We start from the raw sequence: 21,814 nt of genomic DNA, 5'->3' as shown, positions 1-21,814 counted from the left end.
CTTTCAACTGCATTCGGTGAAGTTGAAGCGGCCAGGAGGTGATAGGTGCGGAAGGGTTAGCAGCACATGGGGAATGGTGTAGTTGGTTCAGCTTTAAACTGTATCATTAACATTGCATCAAAGTGATAGCAATTACATTACAATTTCAGGGGGATGAAAATGAACAAAAAACTGATTATGTTGCTTGTTAGTCTGATGTTGATATTTTCATTAGCGGCTTGCAGCAGCGGAAGCAATGGCGGTAACAATCCTGGAAGCACCAATGCAGCTACCGAAGAGCCATCAAACGATCCGGCTGCGACGAATGACGCTGAAGAAGGCGCGGGAGATTCCAAGGAAACGCCGGAGATGGATTTCGATATGGGCGGCAGAGTCATTAAAATAGTAAACTTCTGGAGTTTGGAAATCGGGGAAGACAACCCGGATAATATCCAAAGGAAAAAGAACCTGGAGGCTTTAAAGAAAAAACATAACTTCGAGGTCGAATATGTCGTCATCGATGGCGCCGAGTACCAGAAGAAGGTTACGGCATCGCTCCTTGCCGGCGAACCGGTAGGCGATATTATCGCTGTAAGCAGATCGTACACCATTCCTGCACTTGCAAGTCAAGATCTGTTGTGGCCGGTTGACGAGTATACCAAAAATGACAAGGTATTCGACCCGGATGTAACAAACAGAATCATGAACTATAACGGGAAAGGTTATGGTTTTGGCGGGTATCCAGGGGGGGCGACCGGATTCTTCTACAATCGTACGTTGATGAACAATCTCGGTATGAAGCCGCTTCAAGAATATGTTGATGAAGATAATTGGAACTGGGAAACGTTCATTCAAGTGGTCAAAGAGGCTAATAAGGATACGAATAACGATGGAAAGCTCGATACATGGGGATTGGCAGGTGCCGGGGTTCTGGATGCGGCGCTTGCTTCTAACGAAGCGAGCTTGACGAAAGAGGATAAGCAGAATCTGGATGATCCCAAAACCGTCGAGGCATTGAATTTCATGTCCAGACTGTCAACCGAAAAAATTGTCAGACCTTCAGAGGGCGGCGATTGGACGGAGCCAAGCCAATTTTTCCGTCAAGGCAACACATTGTTGTATTTTAGCGGAGTTTATGAGGCCAGCGGCTTAAAGAACGACATGAAGGACTTCGATATCGGCTTTATTCCATTCCCTAAAGGTCCGAATGGCTCTGTCTTCTATACGCCTGATACCAACCCAGGGGCTATGGTTATTCCGAAAGCGGTTCCAAATCCTGAGCAGCTTATATATATCTGGGAGAAGATCGAAGATTACGAAACGATTTACGATTTCCCTCTCCAAGGCTGGTACGAGTCGATGTTTACCAACGAAGACGATATCAATAATGTTCGATTAGGGACGAACAGATTTTATCTTGACAATATGAGCACTTTCCCAAGTATGCCTTATTATGAGTTCGCTGACGAGATTAACAAAGGCCAATCCGTATCTACTGTCATCGAGACTTATAAAACGCCTTTCCAGGCGGCAATCGATGAAGTCTATAAGAAATAACGATTGAAGTGATCAAACAGTCCGCATCTCTTTTAACAATGTGGACTGTTTGAATTTCACTCTTGCCGCGGGAGGGGAGCAGAATTGAGCGTCAGACGCCAGAAATTAGTGAAGTGGATACTTGTTTTTATTGTTTTAGGTTTGTCCATATGGGCTCTCTACTCATCAAACCAAAAAGGCAACGGCGATGTTCAGGCTATTAGCGATTTTGCAGCGGTAACGGATTCTGATGCAAATGACGGATATGGCGCCTATATGAAACGCTACTCAGACGCAGACAGACCGGCGGCGGAAATCCGAATCGAAGGCGAGCAATATGCCGCACTCGAAGGGGACGGCTTTGAGCTTTCGGATGGATTTCAAGGCCTGCAAGGTCAAGCTGTGTTGACGCCCGAGTCGGGCACGATTAGTTGGAGGGTCCAGGTCGATCAACCGGGTCTATACCATGTTCGAATTCATTATTTTCCTATGGAGGGGAAAAGCTCCGCTATCGAGAGGGAGTTCGCGATCAATCAGGAAGTGCCTTTTAAAGAAGCCGAAATTTTATTGTTCGATCGATATTGGGGCAATCGCGAAGACGAAATCGAGCGGGACAATCGCGGAAACGATTTGCGCCCGAGGCAGATAGAGAAACCTGCTTGGCAAATCGCATCCTTCGAGGACAGCGAAGGTTACAATGACGAGCCCTATTTGTTTTATTTCAGCGAAGGGGTTCAGACCGTTTCATTGACTTCCTTGAGGGAACCGATGGCTATCGACTATATCGAGTTATACCAGGAACCGGAGACAAAAACCTATGAAGAACGGAAAGCCGAATATGAAGCCGAGGGAGCTGCAGCCGCCGAGGGTCAATTCATAGTGATTCAGGCTGAGGATGCGACCTTAAAATCTTCCCCTACGCTTTATCCGCTTTCCGATCGGTCAAGCCCTGCGGTCACGCCGTACAGCGCTTCGAAAATTCGGGTCAACGCGATTGGGGGCCTTAACTGGAAGCTGCCGGGGCAGTGGATGGAATGGGAATTCGAAGTGGAAGACGATGGGTTGTACCAGATTGCGCTGAAGCGCAAACAGGATCAGCTGCGGGGCGTCTATGCGACGCGCAGCATCATGATCGATGGCAAATATCCATTCCAGGAAATGAAGCGGACGCGATTCGACTTCAATATGGAATGGCAGACAGATGTGCTGGGAGGGGCTGAGCCTTACCTGTTCCATCTGACGAAAGGGAAACATACCATTCGTATGGCGGTCTCGCTCGGCGAGCTCGCTCCGCTTATAGAGACGATCGAGTCGAGCGTGCTGAAGCTTAACGAAATGTATCGAAAAATTTTGTTAATGATCTCAAATACGCCGGACCCTAACCGCGATTATCAATTGGAGAAGCGGATTCCCGGCATGATCGATGCTTTTCGGGAACAAGCTGGCAATATCCAGGCCGTGGCGGAGTATCTCGAACAATCGACAGGGGAGAGAAGCGATAAAGTCGCCATTCTTCATACGATGGTAAGGCAGTTGAACGAAATGGCGGAGAAGCCAGAAACGATCGCGAACCGACTGAACTCCTTCAAGGTGAATGTCGGCGGACTTGGCACGTGGATTCTGACCGTGCGCGAACAGCCGCTTACGCTCGATTATCTTATCGTCGCGTCTCCGGACAGCAAGCTTCCGAGAGCGAAAGCGACTTTGCTCGAGAAGGTCAAGCACGAGCTAGGCGCTTACGCCGCCTCTTATACCGAAGACTACGATAGTATCGGCAGCACGGAAGAAAGCGGGCGTTCCGTTACGGTTTGGGTAACGACGGGAAGGGACCAGGCGCAGGTATTGAAAGCGTTGATTGACGACACGTTTACGCCCGAGACGAACATCTCGGTAAATTTACGGCTCGTTCCGGGCAGCATCCTGCTTCCGGCTGTCCTGGCTGGTGAAGGACCTGATGTTGCCTTGCAGGCCGGCGAAGATGTCCCTGTCAATTATGCGATGAGGAACGCCGCCGCCGATTTGACTGCTTTCCCGGATTTCGAGGAAGTCGCCGCAAGGTTCCGCGATAGCGCCATAACTCCTTACACCTATGACGAAGGGGTATATGCGCTGCCGGAGCAGCAGACTTTCCCGATGCTCTTCTATCGCAAGGATATTCTCAAAGAGCTGGACTTGGAGCCTCCGAAGACATGGCAGGATGTGTATAATATGATTTCGGTGCTGCAGAAGCACAACATGGAGTTTTACTTGCCGATCGAATCGGCTACGAACAATGCAACTCTGGTTCCGAATGCGGCATTCGCCATGCTGCTCTACCAGAACGGCGGCGAATTCTACCGGGACAATGACAGGAAGAGCGCACTCGACTCCGAGATTTCCATGCAGGTTTTCAAGCGTTGGACGCAATTTTATACGAACTACAAATTTCCGCTGCAAGCGGATTTCGCTAATCGGTTCCGGACTGGCGAGATGCCTATCGGTATTGCCGATTATACAACGTACAATATGCTGACGGTTCTGGCGCCGGAGATCAAAGGGTTGTGGGACTTTACCATCGTACCCGGCACCGAGCGCGAGGACGGCTCCGTAAGTCATGAGGTCGCCAGCCATACGACCGCGGTCATGATGCTGGATAATGCCCGCGACAAGGACGCGGCGTGGTCATTCATGAAGTGGTGGACGGACAAGGATACCCAAATCGCTTACGGACGAGAGCTGGAAGGGTTGCTCGGCGAGGCTGCGCGATATCCGACAGCCAACATCGAAGCGTTGGAGCAGCTGCCATGGCCGGTCAAGGATTTCAACAATCTTGAACGCCAATGGCAATGGGTGAGGGGTATCCCTCAAGTGCCGGGCGGGTATTTCACCGGCAGGCATCTGGATAACGCCTTCCGTCGCGTCGTGAACGAGAGTGAGAATCCGCGCGAAGCCCTCTCGGATTATATTTTGTACATGAATGACGAAATCGCACTCAAGCGGCAGGAATTCAATCTGCAGAATTAGTTAGGGGGTGGAAGCCGATGCAAGCAGAAGCAAACCGTCATGCCGCGTCGAGCCTCATCCAGGCAAAGAAGCCGTCACGACTCGCCAATGTTGCCCGAGAGCTTCGAAAAAACAAGCATTACTATTTGCTGATGAGTCCGTACATGCTGATCTTCTTCACGTTTACAGTCATTCCAGTCGTCATCTCGCTGGCACTCAGTTTCTTTTATTTTAACATGCTGGAGTTTCCGAGATTCGTAGGTTGGCAGAATTACTCCCGATTGTTCCTGGGCGACGATGTGTTCATGATCGCCCTGAAGAATACGTTCATGTTCGCAGTCGTGACCGGTCCAGTCAGCTATATCGCGTGTTTCCTGTTTGCCTGGATTATCAATGAACTGTCGCCCAAGGTCAGAGCGTTTATGACCCTTGTGTTTTATGCGCCGTCCATTTCGGGGAACGTATTCTTTATTTGGCTGATCGTATTCTCTGGAGACAGCTACGGTTATTTGAACGGGTTCCTCATGAGATTCGGTTTTATTCTCGAACCGATTCAATGGCTTTCGAACGAACAATATATTCTGGCTATTATCATCATCGTCCAGTTGTGGCTTAGCCTGGGGACCAGCTTCCTGGCCTTCATCGCCGGTCTTCAGACGATCGACCGTTCGCTGATCGAAGCAGGAGCCGTAGATGGCATCAAGAACCGCTGGCAGGAGCTATGGTTCATCACACTGCCTTCCATGCGGCCACAGTTGATGTTCGGAGCCGTTATGCAGATTACAGGCTCGCTTGCGGTCGCCGACATATCGATCGCGCTAGCCGGATTTCCAAGCGTTAACTACGCGGGGCATACCATCGTAACGCACTTGATGGACTTCGGCACAATCCGCTTCGAGATGGGTTATGCATCTGCTATCGCGACACTGCTCTTCTGCATTATGATCGGCTCCAATAAGTTGACGCAAAAACTGTTGCGAAAGGTAGGTGAATAAAATTGGTTATGAGGATGCTAGCTGTATTCCGGGCCCCCAGGCAGTTAAACCGATCCTTTGCCGTCAGTTTTTTACTGTTCGCGCTGCTTGCCGTTTTCGGCGCGTTTATGGCGCTTCCGCTCATCTATGCGGTCAGCAATGCATTCAAGCCGCTTGACGAACTGTTTATTTTCCCGCCGCGGTTTCTGGTCAATAATCCGACGCTGGACAACTTCTTTGACCTGTTCGCCCTGATGGGAAACTCATGGGTGCCGCTGTCCCGCTATATTGCCAACACCCTGTTTATCACGATCGCCGGGACGGCTGGCCATATATTGCTGGCGTCTGCGGCGGCCTATCCTCTGGCGAAATACCGATTCTGGGGATCGGGGACTCTGTTCTCTATCGTCATTTTGTCTCTGATGTTCTCGGGACATGTTACTGCGATTCCGAACTATGTGGTCATGTCCTGGCTCGGATGGATCAATACGCATGCCTCGGTTATCGTGCCGTCTCTCGCCTTCCCTCTCGGACTGTTCCTCATGAAGCAATTCATGGAACAGATTCCGGATGCGCTGCTGGAAGCGGCCAAAATCGACGGAGCGAACGAATACCGGATTTATTGGAGCATCGTCATGCCGAACGTGAAGCCCGCATGGCTGACGCTAATGATTTTGCAGTTCCCCGCATTATGGGGGACCGACGGAGGCAACTTCATTTATAGCGAGAACCTGAAGACGCTCCATTACGCGCTTGGCCAAATCTCGGCAGGCGGAATCGCCCGCGCAGGCGTTGGAGCGGCGGTCGCCCTTCTCTTGATGATCGTTCCGATTACGCTCTTTATCATCTCGCAGAGCAGCGTCATGCAGACGATGGCGACCTCCGGGATGAAAGAGTAGAAAGGATGAGACGCGATGTTGAGCAGCATCATCTATAAAGCAAGGACATTTGTCATCACGACGCTCATCTGTTTGCTAAGCATGGGAATGGGAAGCGCGATCGTTCATGCCGATGAAACTCCCGCATCCTATAATTATTCCTACTGGGGAGATACTGTCGCCTCGCCTGCCGCCTATCGGGCAACGGCTATCTTGAATGGCGACAGTCTGGGAGTCGGACCATTCAAGGAACCGAACGATATGCACGTTACGGCAGACAAGCAAATTTATGTGCTGGACTCCGGCAATAATCGAATCGTGGTGATGGATGCGAGCTTCAAGCCGGTTCGAATCATCGATTCCTTCGAGGGGAGCGAGGAGCCCGCTAAGTTTATGAGCCCGCAGGGCCTGTTTGTAACCGAAGACAAGCATATATACGTCGCTGATACGGGAAATAAAAGAATTGTCCACCTCGATTCGAATGGTAAGCTTGTGAAGGTGATCGAGAATCCTGAGTCCGAGCTATTTCAAGATAAGTTTCAGTTCCAACCTGCTCGTGTCGTTGTCGATAAGGCCCAGCGGATTTATGTCATGGCCGCCGGCGTATTTGACGGGTTTATGGAATTTAACGCAAATGGCGAATTTTCGACGTTCATCGGCGCGAACCGCGTAAGGATCGATCCGGCCGAATTGTTATGGAAACGGCTGTCTACCCGCGCCCAGCGGAGCCGGATGGTCATGTTTACGCCTACGGAATTCACGAACCTGGATATTAACGATGAAGGATTTATTTATGCGACAAACGGCGACAGGTTTGGCGATACGATCAAGAAATTAAATGCCCAGGGGAACGATATTTTGAGGCGAACGGGTTATTTCAGCCCGCGCGGTGACATCGCTGCCACGTCTCAGATGGACTCTTCGAGATTGATTGACATCGATGTCGCGGACAGTGAAATCTATTCGGTGCTTGATTCCAGGCGCGGACGGATATTCACATACAACGGCGACGGACATTTCATGTATGTATTCGGCGGTCTGGGCAATCGGCTGGGACAATTCAACACGCCGTCAGCCATCGAGCGAGTAGGGGATCATTTTCTCGTCCTGGATAAGGCGCTCGGGGAAATCACTTTATTCGAGACAACGGAATACGGCCGGACCCTCAACGAAGCTGTTCGAAGCTACTACAAGGGCGATGAAGAAGCGGCCTTCGCATTATTCCAGAAGTCGATCAATATGAACGCCAACCTGGAATTCGCCTATGCCGGGATCGGCAAAGCGCTGCTTCGGAAAGGCGAATACGCAGAGGCGATGCAATATTTTAAGCGAAGCAAGGATCAGCCGAACTATTCAAAGGCATTCCTGCTCTATCGCAAGGAAGTGCTGCGCGAATACTTCCCTGCGATCATGACTGGCATTGTCTTGATGGCGCTCGGCACGATCGCGTTCAGGAAGCTCCGGCAATGGAAAGGGGGAAGGAAACGTGCCGCAATTGAACAGTGAAATGCTTAAATACCCATTCTATCTGATTTTACACCCTTTTAACGGCTATTGGGATTTGAAGTACGAATGGAACAAGAAAACCAATCTGATCGTTTCCTTCTTGATCTTGTTCCTCATGGTTGTCACCAATATCATGAGCAGCCAGTATAGCGGATTCCTCGTTCATATATACAATCCCGCTGACATGAACAGCTTGATGGAGGTTCTATACGTGCTGCTTCCGGTGTTGTTCTGGTGCGTGGCCAATTGGTCGCTCACGACCTTGATGGACGGGGAAGGGAAATTTGTCGAAATTTTCACATCAACATGCTTTGCCTTCATTCCTATGGTCATTATCCCATTTCCGTGGATTTGGTTAAGCAACGTCATTTCGATCCAGGAGACGAGCTTCTACTATTTCTCGAACAGCGTCGCCGTCATTTGGTCCATGTATCTGTTGTTTGTCGGGAATATGACGGTTCATCAATTTACGCCTTCAAAAACTATAGGCACCCTTCTGTTATCGGTTGTCGCCATGGGGTTTCTGGCGTTCTTGTGCTTGCTGTTCTTCAGCCTGATTCAGCAAATCTCATCATTTGTAACAATTATTTACCAAGAAATTGACCTGAGAAGCTAAGGAAGGAGGCATGCGCAGCCATGAATTTGAAAAGATATGCCTTGCTGACTTCGTTGTTCCTGATCGGAATAATGACTGCCGGGTGTGCGGGCTCCGGTTCTGACAAACAAACGGCGGCAAATCGTACTGTTGCAGAAGAATTTGTTAAGGGAGCGGCTTTGGCCGTTTCCTTCACGGATCCTCGAGTCGCGGATATGAAAGGTGTTGCAGCCAATAATCGTCTGCAATTATTCGCAGACGATCAGTCGGGCGTTATTGCCGTCCTCGATAAAAGCAGCGGAGAAGTATGGTACAGCAACCCGCCGGAGCGAGATTCCGATCAACTGGCGACAGGAATTAACAAGGATTTATTATCCGCTCAATTGAAACTCGATTTCCATAACGCGTTCGGCCAGCTCAGCTCGGTCAACTCCTATACGGATAGCGTTATTCATAAGCAAGTCAAATTCGAAAACATTGCAAATGGCATCAGAGTGACTTATCAATTCGGAACGGACGAAAAAACGGCTGACGATATTCCAAGCAAGCTGACGAAAGCGCGCTTAGAGGAACTTAAGGGGAAAGTGGATAAAACGGGACAGCGTGCGCTGATGATTGCCTACAAAGAGGACACTGACCCTTCTGTGTATGTGCGAAATGAATCTCTGGCCGGGATTCAACTGAAACGGACTCTCCAGGCATTCGAAGATGCCGGCTATACGGATGAAGATTTCCGGAAGGATCTCGAGGCGCTGCAGCTGGAGCAAACCAAACCCGAACCGCGTATATTCCTTGCCTCGATCGAGTATACCTTGGATGGCGATAGTCTCGTGGTCAAAGTGCCGGCATCCGGCATTCATTACTCAGATGAGTATCCGATCAACACGATATCGGTTCTTGGTTTCTTCGGCGCAGAAGGAGAAGAGTCAGAAGGTTCCTTATTTGTACCGGACGGATCCGGAGCGCTCATTCATTTCAACAATGGAAAAATTAATTATTCGTCATACGAACAAAGGATCTATGGATCCGATCTAACGATGGATAATGCCAATGACGGCGTCTGGGAAGAAAAAGCCAGATTGCCGGTATTCGGAATGATCCGCAGGGATGGAGCCTTTCTCGGCATTATTGAAGAAGGCGATTCCGTTGCAAGCGTTCATGCTGATGTAAGCGGCAGGCTGAATAGCTATAATTACATTTATCCAAGCTTTTATGTGGTCAATAAGGACGAGGTTTCCCTGGACGCGAACGGACAGGAACGTTCCTTGCCCAGGTATCAAGAGAATCCGACAAAATCGGACTTTACGATCCGTTACGCTTTTCTGAGCGGGGATGAAGCTACTTATTCCGGGATGGCGCAGTACTATCAACAGTATTTGATCAAAACGCATGGACTTCCCGAACCGAAGTCGGCAAGCGAATCAAATTCCGGATGGGATGCGCCGTTTTATTTGCAGCTGATAGGAAGCATCGCCAAAAATAAGCATGCGGCGGGGATTCCCTATAAAGCGCTCGAACCTCTGACAACCTTTAAACAGGCAGAGGATATCGTAAATCAGGTGCAGAACCGCAATATTCGCAATATTAAGCTTCAGTATTCAGGTTGGTTTAATAAAGGACTTGATCATCAGGTTCCGGATCAGGTTTCGGTCGATAGAGCGGTAGGAGGGAGCAAAGCGCTTCAGGAATTTATTTCCTTCGCTCGGGACAAGCACCTTTCCTTTTTCCCGGACGTCTACATCGCAGAGGCGCGTACAAGCGATGGTTTTGATGTAACAAAGGAGGCTTCCAGAACATTAAGGGGAGATCCTGCCAAGATCTACCCGATTGAACCGGTCTTGAATCAGCGCGACCGCAGCAAAGCTCCGTCCTATGTCGTATCGCCGCGTTATATTTTGAATGTTGTGGATTCCATGCTGAACGAACTGGACGACTATCGTCTTGAAGGGATATCGCTGCAGGATCTGGGCAGCCGGTTGAACACCGACTATCGGACAAACGATCAGATCGACCGAACGGAATCCGAAACGATATCGGAACAGGCGCTGACCAAGATTCGCGAACAGAATCTAGAGATTATGGCGAATGGCGGCAATGCCTATGCGTTTCCATACGTTACGGATATTACGAATGCGCCGATGACGAATAGCGGATTCAAGATTGAAGACGAAGAAATTCCATTCTATCAAATGGTCGTTCGCGGATATATCGATTATACGGGCATGCCTTATAATCTGTCGAATTACACCGACATGAACCAGTATATATTGAAGTGTCTGGAATATGGCTCCGGCGTTTACTTCAAATGGATTCATGAACCGAATTATAAAGTAAAGGATACGGATTACGATGACTTGTACGCCGTTCATTACGAGCAATGGCTGGATCAGGCTGCACAGATCTATGGGAATGTGAATGAAGTTTTGGGCAAAGTGCAGAACCGGAAGATAATCTCGCACGAGAAGTTAAGCGACGGCGTCTTCAAAACCGTTTATGAGAACGGTATCTATGTCATTGTGAACTACAATCGATCAATGGTACAGGCGGATGGCCTAAACGTCGAAGCTGGAGGCTATGTAACGGGTGGTGTACAAAAATGAAATCCATACTTAAACCTCGGATGTTGAAAAGGTCTTACACGGAAAAAAAGGCACTATGGGGTTTGCTTTACGTTTTACCATGGGTGCTTGGATTTTTTCTCTTTTTCTTTGTCCCTTTGTTGAGTTCATTGCGATTCAGCTTCAGCTCGATAACGGCCAATTCGGAAGGGATCACGGTTAAATACATTGGATTCAAAAACTACGTGGAAGCCTTAACGATAAACACAAGCTTCAACCGCGCTTTGACTGAATCGATCGTGAATATCGTGGTCAATATTCCGCTGATCGTCATTTTCAGTTTATTTCTGGCGGTGCTGCTGAACCAGAAATTCATCGGAAGATCCGCTGCCCGGGCGATCTTCTTCCTTCCCGTCATACTGGTTTCCGGCGTTATTATGAATCTGGAGAGCACAAGTTTGGTGCAAGCGATAAGCGATGCAAGTTCAGGGGCTAAGGTCGTTCGTTCGTTACAGAGCTTTGAATTGGAGAAGCTGATGCTGCAAGCCGGGGTTAGCGAATGGATCGTCAATTACCTCACAGGTTCCGTTGACCGTATCTATCAGATTGTCAGCCAATCGGGCGTTCAGATTCTGATCTTCCTCGCGGGAATCCAGACCATCTCGCCGCAGCTGTACGAAGCCTCCAAGATGGAAGGGGCAACCGGCTATGAGGCCTTCTGGAAGATTACGTTTCCGATGGTCAGTCCGCTTATTCTGGTCAATGTGATTTATACCATTGTAGATTCGGTTTCCACCAACGAAATAACGGACTTGATTCTGGATACCGGTTTTTCCGCTTTTAACTTCGGTCTTAGCTCGGCAATGGCAACGATTTACTTTCTGGCCGTTGCTCTAATCTTGCTGGTAAGCACCTATCTGATATCGAGGAAAGTTTTTTATTATGATTAGGGGGGATGTACGAGTGCACAATTCCCGACTGTTATCGGTAGAGTCCTGGAAAAAATGGATTTGGTCATTCGTCCGTCTTGTATTGATTGCAGGGCTGTCGTTTTTGATTTTGTATCCGATTTTGCAAAAAGTTTCGACAGCGATTAAAGATAAGGAGGATCTATATTCGCCGATCGTGGTGTGGATTCCCATCCACTTTACTTGGGATAATTTCAAGCAAGCGATCAAGATTATGGATTACTGGGAAACCTTGGTCAATACCTTTGCGCTGTCGATCTCCACTACAATTCTTACCGCGATAACATGCGCTTTGGCTGGCTACGGATTTGCAAGGCTGAAATTTAAAGGAAGCAATCTGCTGTTTGCCGGAGTCATTCTGACCATATTGGTTCCGCCTTCGACGATTCTCATCCCCCTTTATCTCAATCTGAAGGATTTTACGCTGATGGGGCTCATTCCATTGCTTACGGGCAAATCCGCCAATTTGCTGAATACCTACTGGCCGTTCATACTGACAGCCTTGACAGCCAACTCGCTGAAGGCGGGACTTTATATTTTTATATTCAGACAATTTTTCCGGGGAATTCCGAAAGAGGTCGAGGAAGCCGCCTATATCGATGGCGCAGGGGTCGGAAGGACGTTTTCCCGAATTATGCTCCCAAACGCGATCCCGGCGATTATCACCGTGCTGCTCTTTTCGTTCGTGTGGCAATGGAACGACAGCTTCTTTACGACAACGTATCTGTCATCAGGCAAGGTCATGTCTGTGCAGCTGTCTGCCTTGCCATACAACCTGAACAGTCTTGTTAGCGGAGGTTCCTCCCAGGCAGATCCTTTCTATTTAAGCATGGTGCAGGATACAGGCATTCTGTTGGCTATATTGCCGCTAATTATCATTTATTTCTTTGTGCAAAGGTATTTCGTTGAAGGGATCGAGCGCACAGGCATTGTCGGCTAAACATTTCGATCATTCGTTAAAAAGGAGGAGTACCGACTTGGTAATGAAAGAACGAAGCGGGGCGGAGCTTGCGTCCATGTTGAAGAGCAGCATCCGGCTCAAAAGCCTGGACGGCGTTAAAGCGCCGGGGCTAAAGTTGAGCGAAGAGGATATGCAATGGTGGCGCGTTGCGAAGCTCGGTCTGTTCTTCCACTGGGGACTTTATTCGATTCTGGGACGCGGCGAATGGGCCATGTTCAACGAGAAGATCCCAGCTGACGAATACGCGAAGCTGGCTGAGAGGTTCAACCCGCTGCATTGGAACCCGGAGCGAATGGCACAACTTGCCCGTGAAGCGGGCATGCGCTATTCAGTCATGGTCACCCGGCATCACGATGGATTCGCGCTGTGGGACAGCCCTGGCAGCTACGGACGCTTCGACAGCATGCACGCAGCGGCCAATCGCGATTTCGTGAAAGAATACACGGACGCCTTCCGGAACGCCGGACTGCGCGTCGGCTTGTATTATTCGCCAATGGATTGGCGGTTTCCGGGCTACTTCGAGCCAGTGAAGCTTGCCGATAATGCGGCGCTGATGAAGAAGCAATGCTACGCTCAGATCGAGGAGCTGACCACCCGGTACGGGCAAATCGACATTCTATGGTATGATGGGGGATGGCTGGCGCATGCAGGAACGGATGCCGATGCGGCCTGGTTCTGGGAGCCGGTGGAGCTGAACGGGATGGTTCGGCGTCATCAGCCGACTTGCGTGATCAATCCGCGGTCCGGATGGACCGGCGATTTTCAATGCGACGAAGGCACGCACGCGATCACCGGGAACATCCTTCCGATCGATTGGGAGAAATGTTTTTCCATCGGCACACATTGGTCCTATGATCCAAAGGAACAGGTGATGCCGCTGGAAGAAATCATCAAGATTATGATAGATTGTTTCGTCCGCGGAGGAAATGTGCTATTGAATGTTACTCCGAATCCGGAAGGGGAGATCCCCTCAAGCCAGGTCGAACGGCTCAAGCAAATCGGCGCGTTTATGCGGAAGAACGGCGAAGCCATCTATGGGACGACAGCGGGACCGATCGAGCCGGTTGATCATATCTACGGGATGACCCAAAGAGGAAATGATCTTTATTTACATGTGCAAGACATGCAGGCATTCGAAAACATCGGGCTGCTGCCGTTTGAACAGCGAATCGCGCGTTGCCGGTTGCTCGACGGCAGCGAGATTCCTTTCGTGCAGAACGAACAGGGGATAGAAATTCGAGTTCCGAAGGAGAAATGGGAGCCGCTCGATACCGTAGTCAGGCTGGAAATTCAAGAATGAAGCGCGGGATATAAATAAATAACAAAGCCGGCTGCATGAAACACGTAAGCCGGCTTTTCTTCAATTCGTACCAAGGTATGAGTCATCGCTTATTCTGTCTATAGGCCTTGGGGGAAAGTCCGTATTGCAAATTATAAAATCATGAGGGTTTACGTTGGTATGGGTTACCCTCATTAATGACAAATATGAAGCGCAAAATCCTCTTCATGCCCGCCATATTGAATAAAAAACGGGAATTGCTTGTCATTGGTAAAACCAGTTCAACCAGACTGCGGCTGATGAAAAAAACCGTGAGCCAGTTATGCTCACGGTATTTGATTTTTACGAAAGCTATTTCCTGGTCCATTACTTTTTCAAGAGCCGCGCCAACCGCTTTTTCGTAATTATCGACCCGGAACTTAATTACAACGTCGTAGCCTAGGCCTTCGATACCATAGCCTCTTTTAAGCTGGCAAACTCATTAGTTTTTCGCGAACATCATCTACCAGGAATATTCCTTGTACAATTTTTTTAATGGACGTTATGATCGTGGACCACTAAACATTGGCGATTGAAATGTTATTTTTAAAAGAGTATTTTTAAGGTATAATTTTGACAAGGATTATAGTTTAGTCTCATTCGTAAGATTCGTGTTGTAAGCGCTGCCAAGGATTTACTTAAGCATCCGAAAGGAGTATGAAATGGGAAGCAAGCTCCTCGCCGCGGTTAGGAAAACGAACAATATCCGTCTCAAGAACAAAATGATCATTTCCATCGTGATCGTGGTGTTCATCCCGGTTCTTCTCGTAGGCATTATCTTGACGGCTTCCTACCGCCAGAACGTACTAGACCAGGCTACACAGCAAACTATGAACAACGTGGATAAGATCAAGAAGCATGTAACGGACATTGTTCGGATGCCGATTGAAATATCGAATAAAATGCAAGTCGACGACAGGTTATCCAATTTGGTAAATTCCCGATATGAGACGAAATTCGACATGGTTACAGCCTATTGGGATTTTCGCTATTTCCGGGATTACGTGCAGTTATATAAGGAAATTTATAACATCCGCTTCTATACAGATCTGCCGATGAAGATGAGCAACTGGGACTTTCTAAACGCGGATGAGTCTGTCAAGAACTCGGACTGGTATCAGGAAGCGTTGGATAAATCCAGTTCGTCCATCAGTTGGCTTTACATCACGGACGAGACGAAGGAAAATCGCCCTTATCTCAGCCTCATTCGCAGGATTGATTTTCCGCTGCATCGTTCCTACGGAGTACTGGTCATCAATATGGACCAGGATGAACTTAATGGGATTTTAAGCGAGGAACCGTTCGATACGATGATTTTTGATGCGAAGGGCTTAATTGTCGCTGCTAAACAGCCGCAATGGGTCGGCCGGAATATCGACAGCATGAATTTCGCCAAGGATCTAAGCGATAAACCGGCTGGCGCTTATGAGTTTAATTATGAGGGGAAGCCCTCGAAGATTGTGGTGGAGGAGGTGGTTCCGCCATATAGCCGGAACGGGCTCAAAGTCGTTTCGGTCTTTACGATCGACAGCATCGTGAACGACGCAAATCGGGTCAGCAGGCTGGGGTTCACTATCATTGCGGCCAGTTTGACCATCGCATTCGTACTAATTTACTTCACCTCATCCTTTTTGTCCCGCAGACTGCTTCTGCTTAATAAAGTGTTGAACAAAGTATCCATGGGTAATCTTCACGTGAAGTCGGATGTGGATGGAAACGATGAAATAGGCGCGTTATCCAAACAGTTCAACCATATGCTTGCCAGCATCCGGAGCCTGATGGAAGAAGTGAGAGAGTCCCATATACAGAAAAACTTGCTGGAGCTTCGGCAGCGAGACATCAAACTGAAGATGATGGCGAGTCAAATCAACCCGCACTTTCTGTTCAATGCGCTGGAGTCCATCCGAATGAAAGCGTTTTTGAAGGGGGATGCAGAAATTTCCAATGTCGTGCATCTCTTGGGGAAACTGATGAGGCGCAGCATTGAAATCGGTGACCGCAAGATCACGCTCCAGGAAGAGCTTGATATTGTGCGCTGCTATTTGGAACTTCAGAAATTCCGTTTCGACGACGAACGTTTGACCTACAAGCTCCATCTGGATCATTTGGCAAAGAGAGTGGAGATTCCTCCGCTCATTATTCAACCTCTAGTAGAAAATGCTGTGGTACACGGGCTGGAGGAGGTCGAAGAAAGGGGCAATGTCATCATCGATACTCGTGTAGAGTCGGATCGGGTAGTGATTACGGTAGAGGATAACGGGTGCGGCATACCGGAAAACAAATTGCGGGAAATTGAGCGTTCATTTCAGGATATGGAAGATGCCGAGGAGCATCGGATAGGACTCCGCAACGTGCATCAGCGCCTTATTCTGACTTACGGAGAAGGATTCGGGCTAAAGCTGGAATGCCCGCCGGGATCCGGTACGCGCATAACATTTTCCATACCGTTGGGAGGGAATTTGCATGTATAAAGTGCTAGTGGTCGACGACGAACCGGCAATCCGGCAGGGGCTTCTGAAAATTGTCGATTGGGGAGCGCTTGGCTTCTGCGTGGTGGGAGACGTCTCAAACGGAAGAAAGGCGGTTGACCTCCATCAGGAGCTTTCTCCTGAACTGATCGTCATTGATATCCGGATGCCGCGCATGGATGGTCTTCAAGCGATCCGCGAAATTCGCAAGACGGATAGGGAGTGCCAATTTCTTATCCTGAGCGGATACGCCGACTTTGCCTACGCCAAGCAAGCCATCGAGATGGATGTGAGCGGCTATGTGCTCAAACCGATCGATGTAGAGGAGCTAAGGGAGGAACTGCTGCGCATCAGAACCAAACTGGATCAGTTGTCAGGTCGCGCAAAATTATCCGAATTCCATGCCGACGCGCTGCGGGAGGAACTGATCCTCAAGTTGATCGCGGCTGATCCGGCAGACGCTCAGGAGCTGGAAAGCGAACTGGTACCCTTAACCAGCTTCGCAGGGAAATCCAGGCAGATTCTGTTGGTTGAAGCGGAGGACAACTCTAACGCAGGACCTGCGTATCTGGAATGCGTCAAGAAGAAATGGCTGGAAGCCGCGGAGCAGGCGAGCCTCGGGTACGGGTTTCAGACCGGCCCGTATATCGGATTCCTGCCGAAGGTAGATCTGAACCGGCCCGACACCAAAAGCGAATGGACCCGGCTTCTGAAAGAGTCGTGTGGGCCTCAACTGTGCTTCACTGCCGCCGCTGGACGAATTGTCTATGAACTTGCGGATATCCGTCAATCGTACGAGAGTGCTTTGGGATTGTTGAAAAACCGTTTTCTGCTTGCCGAAGGACAGATCCACTTAGTGACGGAACCAGTCTTGAGCCATTCTGCGACGGAGCCGAACCGTCATGCTCCGCCGAATTTGGAGGCGCTCGCAACCAAGTTGTTCTATATGCTGGATCTCGGCAGACGCGAAGGAGTGGCGGAGACGCTTGAGGAAGCGGGGAGGGCGCTTGCGGCTTACGATTCTTCCGAAACCGCGATCAAGTCTGGCTTGACCAAAGTGTTGTCCGTTGCGCTAAGCAAATTGTCAGTCCTCCATCAGAGCGTCAATATCCAGGACTATGCGCCTCTGCTTTCTGAGCTTAATCAGCACACCCACTACGATAGGGCGATGAACGCCGCTCATTCCCAGCTCGCCGAACTGGCAGGAAAGCTGGGGGTGAACGGCAGTCTGCCGGTGATCAAGCAAGTGATGGATTTTGTTCAGCGGCATTATTATGAAAATCTAAAGCTGGAGACGATGGCTGAGCTGTACAATTACAACAAAGGATATTTGGGCAGAATGTTCAAGCAGCATACGGGTGACTCGTTCCATACCTACTTGGACAAGGTCCGAATTCAGCAAGCGAGCCGCCTTCTTAAGGAAGGACACAAGGTCTATGAGGTTTCGGAGCTCGTAGGTTATCCCAATGTGGGTTATTTCCATAGCAAATTCAAGAAATATGTAGGAGCTTCCCCATCTTCAATCAAAGGAGCTCCTCCCAAAGCTGAGGCCGTTTCATTGGAAACATCATAGTTTTTTTTAGAGCAGGGGGCGGCATTTCATGAAAGCCAGAAATAAAAAAGCGGCATGTCTTATCATGTTCGGAGCACTTCTTGTTGCCGCCGGTTGCAGCTTGGACTCCGATAGCTCAAGCAGTCCTGATGCATCGTCGAGCAAAGAACTCACACCCATGACAATCACTTTAGCATCTGGCGACCTCAACACTTTATGGGACGACATGCAAAGCGAAGTCGGCAAGCTCATAACGGAAAAAACCGGCATCTCGATCAAAGCGCAATTCCCGATAAACATCACTGACACGGAAATGTTCGAGTTAATGGTGGCAAGAAACGAGTATCCGGACATGGTTTTGGCCAAAGTCAGCGCGGGCAAGCTGAAGGATGCCGGAGCATTGATCGACTTGACGCCGCTCATTGAAGAGCATGCGCCGAATATCAAAAAGGTCTATGGCGAATACATGAAACGTTTGCGCTGGAGTAATGACGACCATGGTATATACGTCCTGCCGACAGCACCTGTAAACCAAACCTACTTCAGCGCAGGAGGCGGCTTCAGGCTGCAGCACGCCGTGCTGAAGGAGCTGAACTATCCACAGATCAAGACGGTACAGGATTACGAGAATGCTCTCAAAGCTTATTATGACAAACACAAGACCACGGCCGACGGTCAACCGATCATTCCCTTGTCCCTGAACGGAGGGGAATGGCAATTTTTGATTAGCGTAACCAACCCGGCTGTCGCAACGACTGGGGAGCCGGATGAAGGCGAATTTTATATCGATCCGGATACTTATGAGGCGAAGCTCCATTACCTGCGCCTGGAAGAGAAGGAATACTTCCGATGGCTGAACCATATGCACGACATCGGCTTGCTGGAAACGGAGAGCTTCGTCCAGAAGTATGATCAGTACAAGGCGAAGATTGCCAGCGGACGCGTTCTGGGAATCATCGATATGGATTGGGATTTCGCCGGAGAAGTAGCGGAATTGAGGAAGGAAGGCAAGTTCGACCAAACCTACGCCAACTTCCCGGTTACCTTGAATGAAACCTACAAAAGGCATGACTTCCAGAGCTACGGATATTTGGCGGGGATCGGCATCTCGATCACGAAGAGCGCCAAAGATCCGGTTCGCATCATCAAGTTTCTCAATTTTCTGGCGTCCGATGAAGGACAAGTACTACTCAACTGGGGAATCGAAGGCAAGCATTACAAGGTGGAAAACGGCAAACGCGTCATTCCGGAAAATATTCTGAATAGGAAAGTCAATGACAACTGGAACTTTAGAAAAACGACCGGCATAGATATGTACCGATTTGGACCGAGCTACGGTGACGGCGTGAAGGACCCAACGGGCAACTATTACACCACTGTCTTCCCGGAACAAATCGAGAAGGAATACACCCAGGCGGATAGGGAGACACTGGCGGCTTACCATATCAAAAGCTACAAGGATCTGTGGCCGTCCGAGGAAGAATTCCCGATCAGACCGTGGGGAGCGGCATGGAACATCAACATGGAGACCGGATCTGAAGCGAATGTCATCTTCCAAAAGTGCCAGGATATTATGAAGAGGCGCATTACCCAAGCGATTCTGGCAGAGCCGGAACAATTCGACGCCATATGGGACGACTTCATGAAGGAGCTGGAGAAAGCGGGCGTCGAGAAGCTGAACGAAGAGTTTACGAAGCTGGTGAAGGATCGCGTGAAGCTTTGGAATGAATAAGCTGCATTCACTTAGCGGCGGGGCGAAGCAGAGACTTCTCATTGAAACGGATTATCCTGTCAACAGTTCAAATAGCATCGGGATATGCTCCAGTGTTTTTTTGAACAGGTTCAAAAATCATCAAATCGGCATTTTGATAAAACGTGAACTTGAACAGTCCCAAATATGCTATTAAGATGAAAGGAACAATTTTCAAGGAGGAGAACTTCGTTGAGCTTTTTAAAAATTTGGGAGGCGCCCGAAGGGGCGGTAGGCCGGGATGATTTTGAGGTTAGCGTCCGCATTCCGGGGGAGAGCTGGCAGCCGCTCTTCGTGTATGAAGCGAAGGTGGATATGCACAATGTCAGACAGGCCTCCATGGCCTTTTTCGATATGGAAGGAACGGTGGAGGTAAGGGTCGAGAGCCGGAAGGAAGTCGTACAGCAAGTCGTCATCCGGCCTCTTTCGAAACAAATTCCGTTCAAGATAGAGGGAGCGGCAATAACCTTCCGTTTAAATGAACCGTGCAAGCTGTCCATTGAAGTAAACGGGGACCGGTTTAGCAATTTGCATCTTTTCGCCAATGCCCCGGAGGACAATCCGCCGAAGCCGGAAGACTCGACTGTGCTGTTCCTGAAGCCGGCTATTCATAGGATGGAGGATATTTATCAGTTGGCCGACAGTCCGAAGGAGCCAGGAGGTACAGCGCCGGAAGTCATCTATTTTGGGCCGGGGATGCACTATCTGGAGGAGACGATCTTCCGCATTCCGTCCGGGAAAACCGTCTATATCGCCGGGGGCGCCATTGTCGTCGGCTCACTTGTCTGCGACCATGTGCAGGATGTCACGATTCGTGGCAGAGGCGTGTTGTATTTATCCGATTTCCACCGGTTTTCCGCTTTCCGAGGTGTGCGGATCACTTATTCGAACCATATCACGGTGGAAGGAATCGTGCTGCTGGACCCGCCTCACTACAGCATATATATCGGCAAGTCCGAGCATATCCGTATCCGCAACTTCAAATCCTTCAGCACGCGGGGGTGGTGCGACGGCATCGACATGATGTCCAGCTCGCATATCGAGATCGAGGATGTGTTCCTGCGGACGTCCGACGATTGCATTGCCGTTTACGGCAGCCGTTGGGATTATAAAGGGGATTCACGCTGCGTAAGTGTCAAAGACTCCGTCCTTTGGGCTGACGTAGCCCATGCGATGAATATTGGCGGACATGGGGACTACCGACGGGGAGGCGACTTGATTGAGGATATCCAATTCAGCAATATCGATATTTTGGAGCATCATGAGCCCCAGCCCGGTTATTGGGGAGCCATGAATATAAATGTCGGCGATAATAACACAGTGCGGAACGTCACATTTGACAACATCCGTGTAGAGGATTTTGAGCTGGGCCAGCTGCTGGACATCCGTGTGGTATGGAACGAGAAATATAACCCCGTTTCCGGTAAACGAATTGAGAACATTCATTTCCGTAATGTGACCTATAATGGAAGAAATGAAAACAAAAACCGAATTTACGGGTTCGACCGTGAACGGAGTGTGGAAGGTGTCACCTTCACCAATCTGAGGATAAACGGCGAGTTGATTCTGGATGCGGAGCAGGGGCATTTCGACATCAACGATCACGCCCATGGCATTCAGTTCCGTAAAGAATCTTGATCCACAGACCCCAATGACGCTTTTACCCTTTTGATTTCGGCTCCGGAACTTCAACCAATATGTTCTGGAGCCGAAAAAATGGAGCGAATGAATTTTAACTGTTATACTTGAGTTATAATAATAGCGGTTGAAACTTGGGCAAACTGGGGGA

The 21,814-nt window shown here is 49.3% G+C and carries 14 protein-coding genes; all 14 read left to right on the top strand.

Going from position 1 to position 21,814, the window contains the following annotated elements; all coding sequences use genetic code 11:
- Positions 1 to 159: 159 nt before the first annotated feature.
- The 14 genes from KP806_RS08525 (at position 160) to KP806_RS08460 (ending at position 21,663) form a co-directional block, all read left to right on the top strand.
- The gene (locus KP806_RS08525) at positions 160 to 1,536 is read left to right on the top strand and encodes an ABC transporter substrate-binding protein (protein ID WP_224723164.1); all 1,377 of its coding nucleotides are present in this window, start codon (positions 160 to 162) and stop codon (positions 1,534 to 1,536) included.
- Positions 1,537 to 1,620: 84 nt separating this feature from the next.
- On the top strand, positions 1,621 to 4,518 hold the full coding sequence (locus KP806_RS08520; protein ID WP_224723163.1) for an extracellular solute-binding protein: 2,898 nt from the start codon (positions 1,621 to 1,623) through the stop codon (positions 4,516 to 4,518).
- Positions 4,519 to 4,535: 17 nt separating this feature from the next.
- The gene (locus tag KP806_RS08515; RefSeq protein WP_224723162.1) at positions 4,536 to 5,492 is read left to right on the top strand and encodes a carbohydrate ABC transporter permease; all 957 of its coding nucleotides are present in this window, start codon (positions 4,536 to 4,538) and stop codon (positions 5,490 to 5,492) included.
- 8 nt (positions 5,493 to 5,500) lie between these two features.
- Entirely contained in the window at positions 5,501 to 6,370 is an 870-nt protein-coding gene (locus tag KP806_RS08510) for a carbohydrate ABC transporter permease (RefSeq protein WP_224723161.1), read from the top strand.
- Positions 6,371 to 6,385: 15 nt separating this feature from the next.
- Positions 6,386 to 7,855, top strand: coding sequence for an NHL repeat-containing protein (locus KP806_RS08505; protein WP_224723160.1), 1,470 nt, complete (start codon positions 6,386 to 6,388; stop codon positions 7,853 to 7,855).
- On the top strand, positions 7,836 to 8,471 hold the full coding sequence (locus KP806_RS08500) for a YIP1 family protein (protein WP_397376369.1): 636 nt from the start codon (positions 7,836 to 7,838) through the stop codon (positions 8,469 to 8,471). The genes KP806_RS08505 and KP806_RS08500 overlap by 20 nt, the downstream gene beginning before the upstream one ends.
- Before the next feature lie 20 nt (positions 8,472 to 8,491).
- Entirely contained in the window at positions 8,492 to 11,050 is a 2,559-nt protein-coding gene (locus tag KP806_RS08495) for a DUF5696 domain-containing protein (RefSeq protein WP_224723159.1), read from the top strand.
- On the top strand, positions 11,047 to 11,958 hold the full coding sequence (locus KP806_RS08490) for a carbohydrate ABC transporter permease (protein ID WP_224723158.1): 912 nt from the start codon (positions 11,047 to 11,049) through the stop codon (positions 11,956 to 11,958). Before KP806_RS08495 ends, KP806_RS08490 begins: the two co-directional genes overlap by 4 nt.
- Positions 11,959 to 11,971: 13 nt before the next feature.
- Positions 11,972 to 12,916 (top strand): carbohydrate ABC transporter permease, encoded by a 945-nt coding sequence (locus KP806_RS08485; RefSeq protein ID WP_224723157.1) that lies wholly within the window; start codon positions 11,972 to 11,974, stop codon positions 12,914 to 12,916.
- 43 nt (positions 12,917 to 12,959) lie between these two features.
- Complete coding sequence (locus KP806_RS08480) at positions 12,960 to 14,237, top strand: alpha-L-fucosidase (protein ID WP_224723517.1); 1,278 nt, start codon at positions 12,960 to 12,962, stop codon at positions 14,235 to 14,237.
- A gap of 680 nt (positions 14,238 to 14,917) precedes the next feature.
- A complete protein-coding gene (locus tag KP806_RS08475) occupies positions 14,918 to 16,726 on the top strand; it encodes a sensor histidine kinase (RefSeq protein ID WP_224723156.1) in 1,809 nt (602 codons plus the stop codon).
- Positions 16,719 to 18,296 (top strand): response regulator transcription factor, encoded by a 1,578-nt coding sequence (locus KP806_RS08470; RefSeq protein ID WP_224723155.1) that lies wholly within the window; start codon positions 16,719 to 16,721, stop codon positions 18,294 to 18,296. Before KP806_RS08475 ends, KP806_RS08470 begins: the two co-directional genes overlap by 8 nt.
- A gap of 28 nt (positions 18,297 to 18,324) precedes the next feature.
- Complete coding sequence (locus tag KP806_RS08465) at positions 18,325 to 20,007, top strand: ABC transporter substrate-binding protein (protein WP_224723154.1); 1,683 nt, start codon at positions 18,325 to 18,327, stop codon at positions 20,005 to 20,007.
- Between the two features lie 210 nt (positions 20,008 to 20,217).
- A complete protein-coding gene (locus KP806_RS08460; protein WP_224723153.1) occupies positions 20,218 to 21,663 on the top strand; it encodes a glycosyl hydrolase family 28 protein in 1,446 nt (481 codons plus the stop codon).
- Positions 21,664 to 21,814 lie beyond the last annotated feature (151 nt).

This window comes from Paenibacillus vietnamensis (assembly GCF_020169515.1).
Classification (GTDB): domain Bacteria; phylum Bacillota; class Bacilli; order Paenibacillales; family Paenibacillaceae; genus Pristimantibacillus; species Pristimantibacillus vietnamensis.
This window is presented reverse-complemented; position numbering and strand designations above follow the sequence as displayed.

Bases quoted from the DNA above. Each gene is read 5' to 3' on its own strand.
- KP806_RS08525 (WP_224723164.1), top strand. From the start codon at position 160: ATGAACAAAAAACTGATTATGTTGCTTGTTAGTCTGATGTTGATATTT.
- KP806_RS08480 (WP_224723517.1), top strand. From the start codon at position 12,960: ATGAAAGAACGAAGCGGGGCGGAGCTTGCGTCCATGTTGAAGAGCAGC.
- KP806_RS08510 (WP_224723161.1), top strand. From the start codon at position 5,501: ATGAGGATGCTAGCTGTATTCCGGGCCCCCAGGCAGTTAAACCGATCC.
- KP806_RS08505 (WP_224723160.1), top strand. From the start codon at position 6,386: ATGTTGAGCAGCATCATCTATAAAGCAAGGACATTTGTCATCACGACG.
- KP806_RS08495 (WP_224723159.1), top strand. From the start codon at position 8,492: ATGAATTTGAAAAGATATGCCTTGCTGACTTCGTTGTTCCTGATCGGA.
- KP806_RS08475 (WP_224723156.1), top strand. From the start codon at position 14,918: ATGGGAAGCAAGCTCCTCGCCGCGGTTAGGAAAACGAACAATATCCGT.
- KP806_RS08490 (WP_224723158.1), top strand. From the start codon at position 11,047: ATGAAATCCATACTTAAACCTCGGATGTTGAAAAGGTCTTACACGGAA.
- KP806_RS08470 (WP_224723155.1), top strand. From the start codon at position 16,719: ATGTATAAAGTGCTAGTGGTCGACGACGAACCGGCAATCCGGCAGGGG.
- KP806_RS08515 (WP_224723162.1), top strand. From the start codon at position 4,536: ATGCAAGCAGAAGCAAACCGTCATGCCGCGTCGAGCCTCATCCAGGCA.
- KP806_RS08465 (WP_224723154.1), top strand. From the start codon at position 18,325: ATGAAAGCCAGAAATAAAAAAGCGGCATGTCTTATCATGTTCGGAGCA.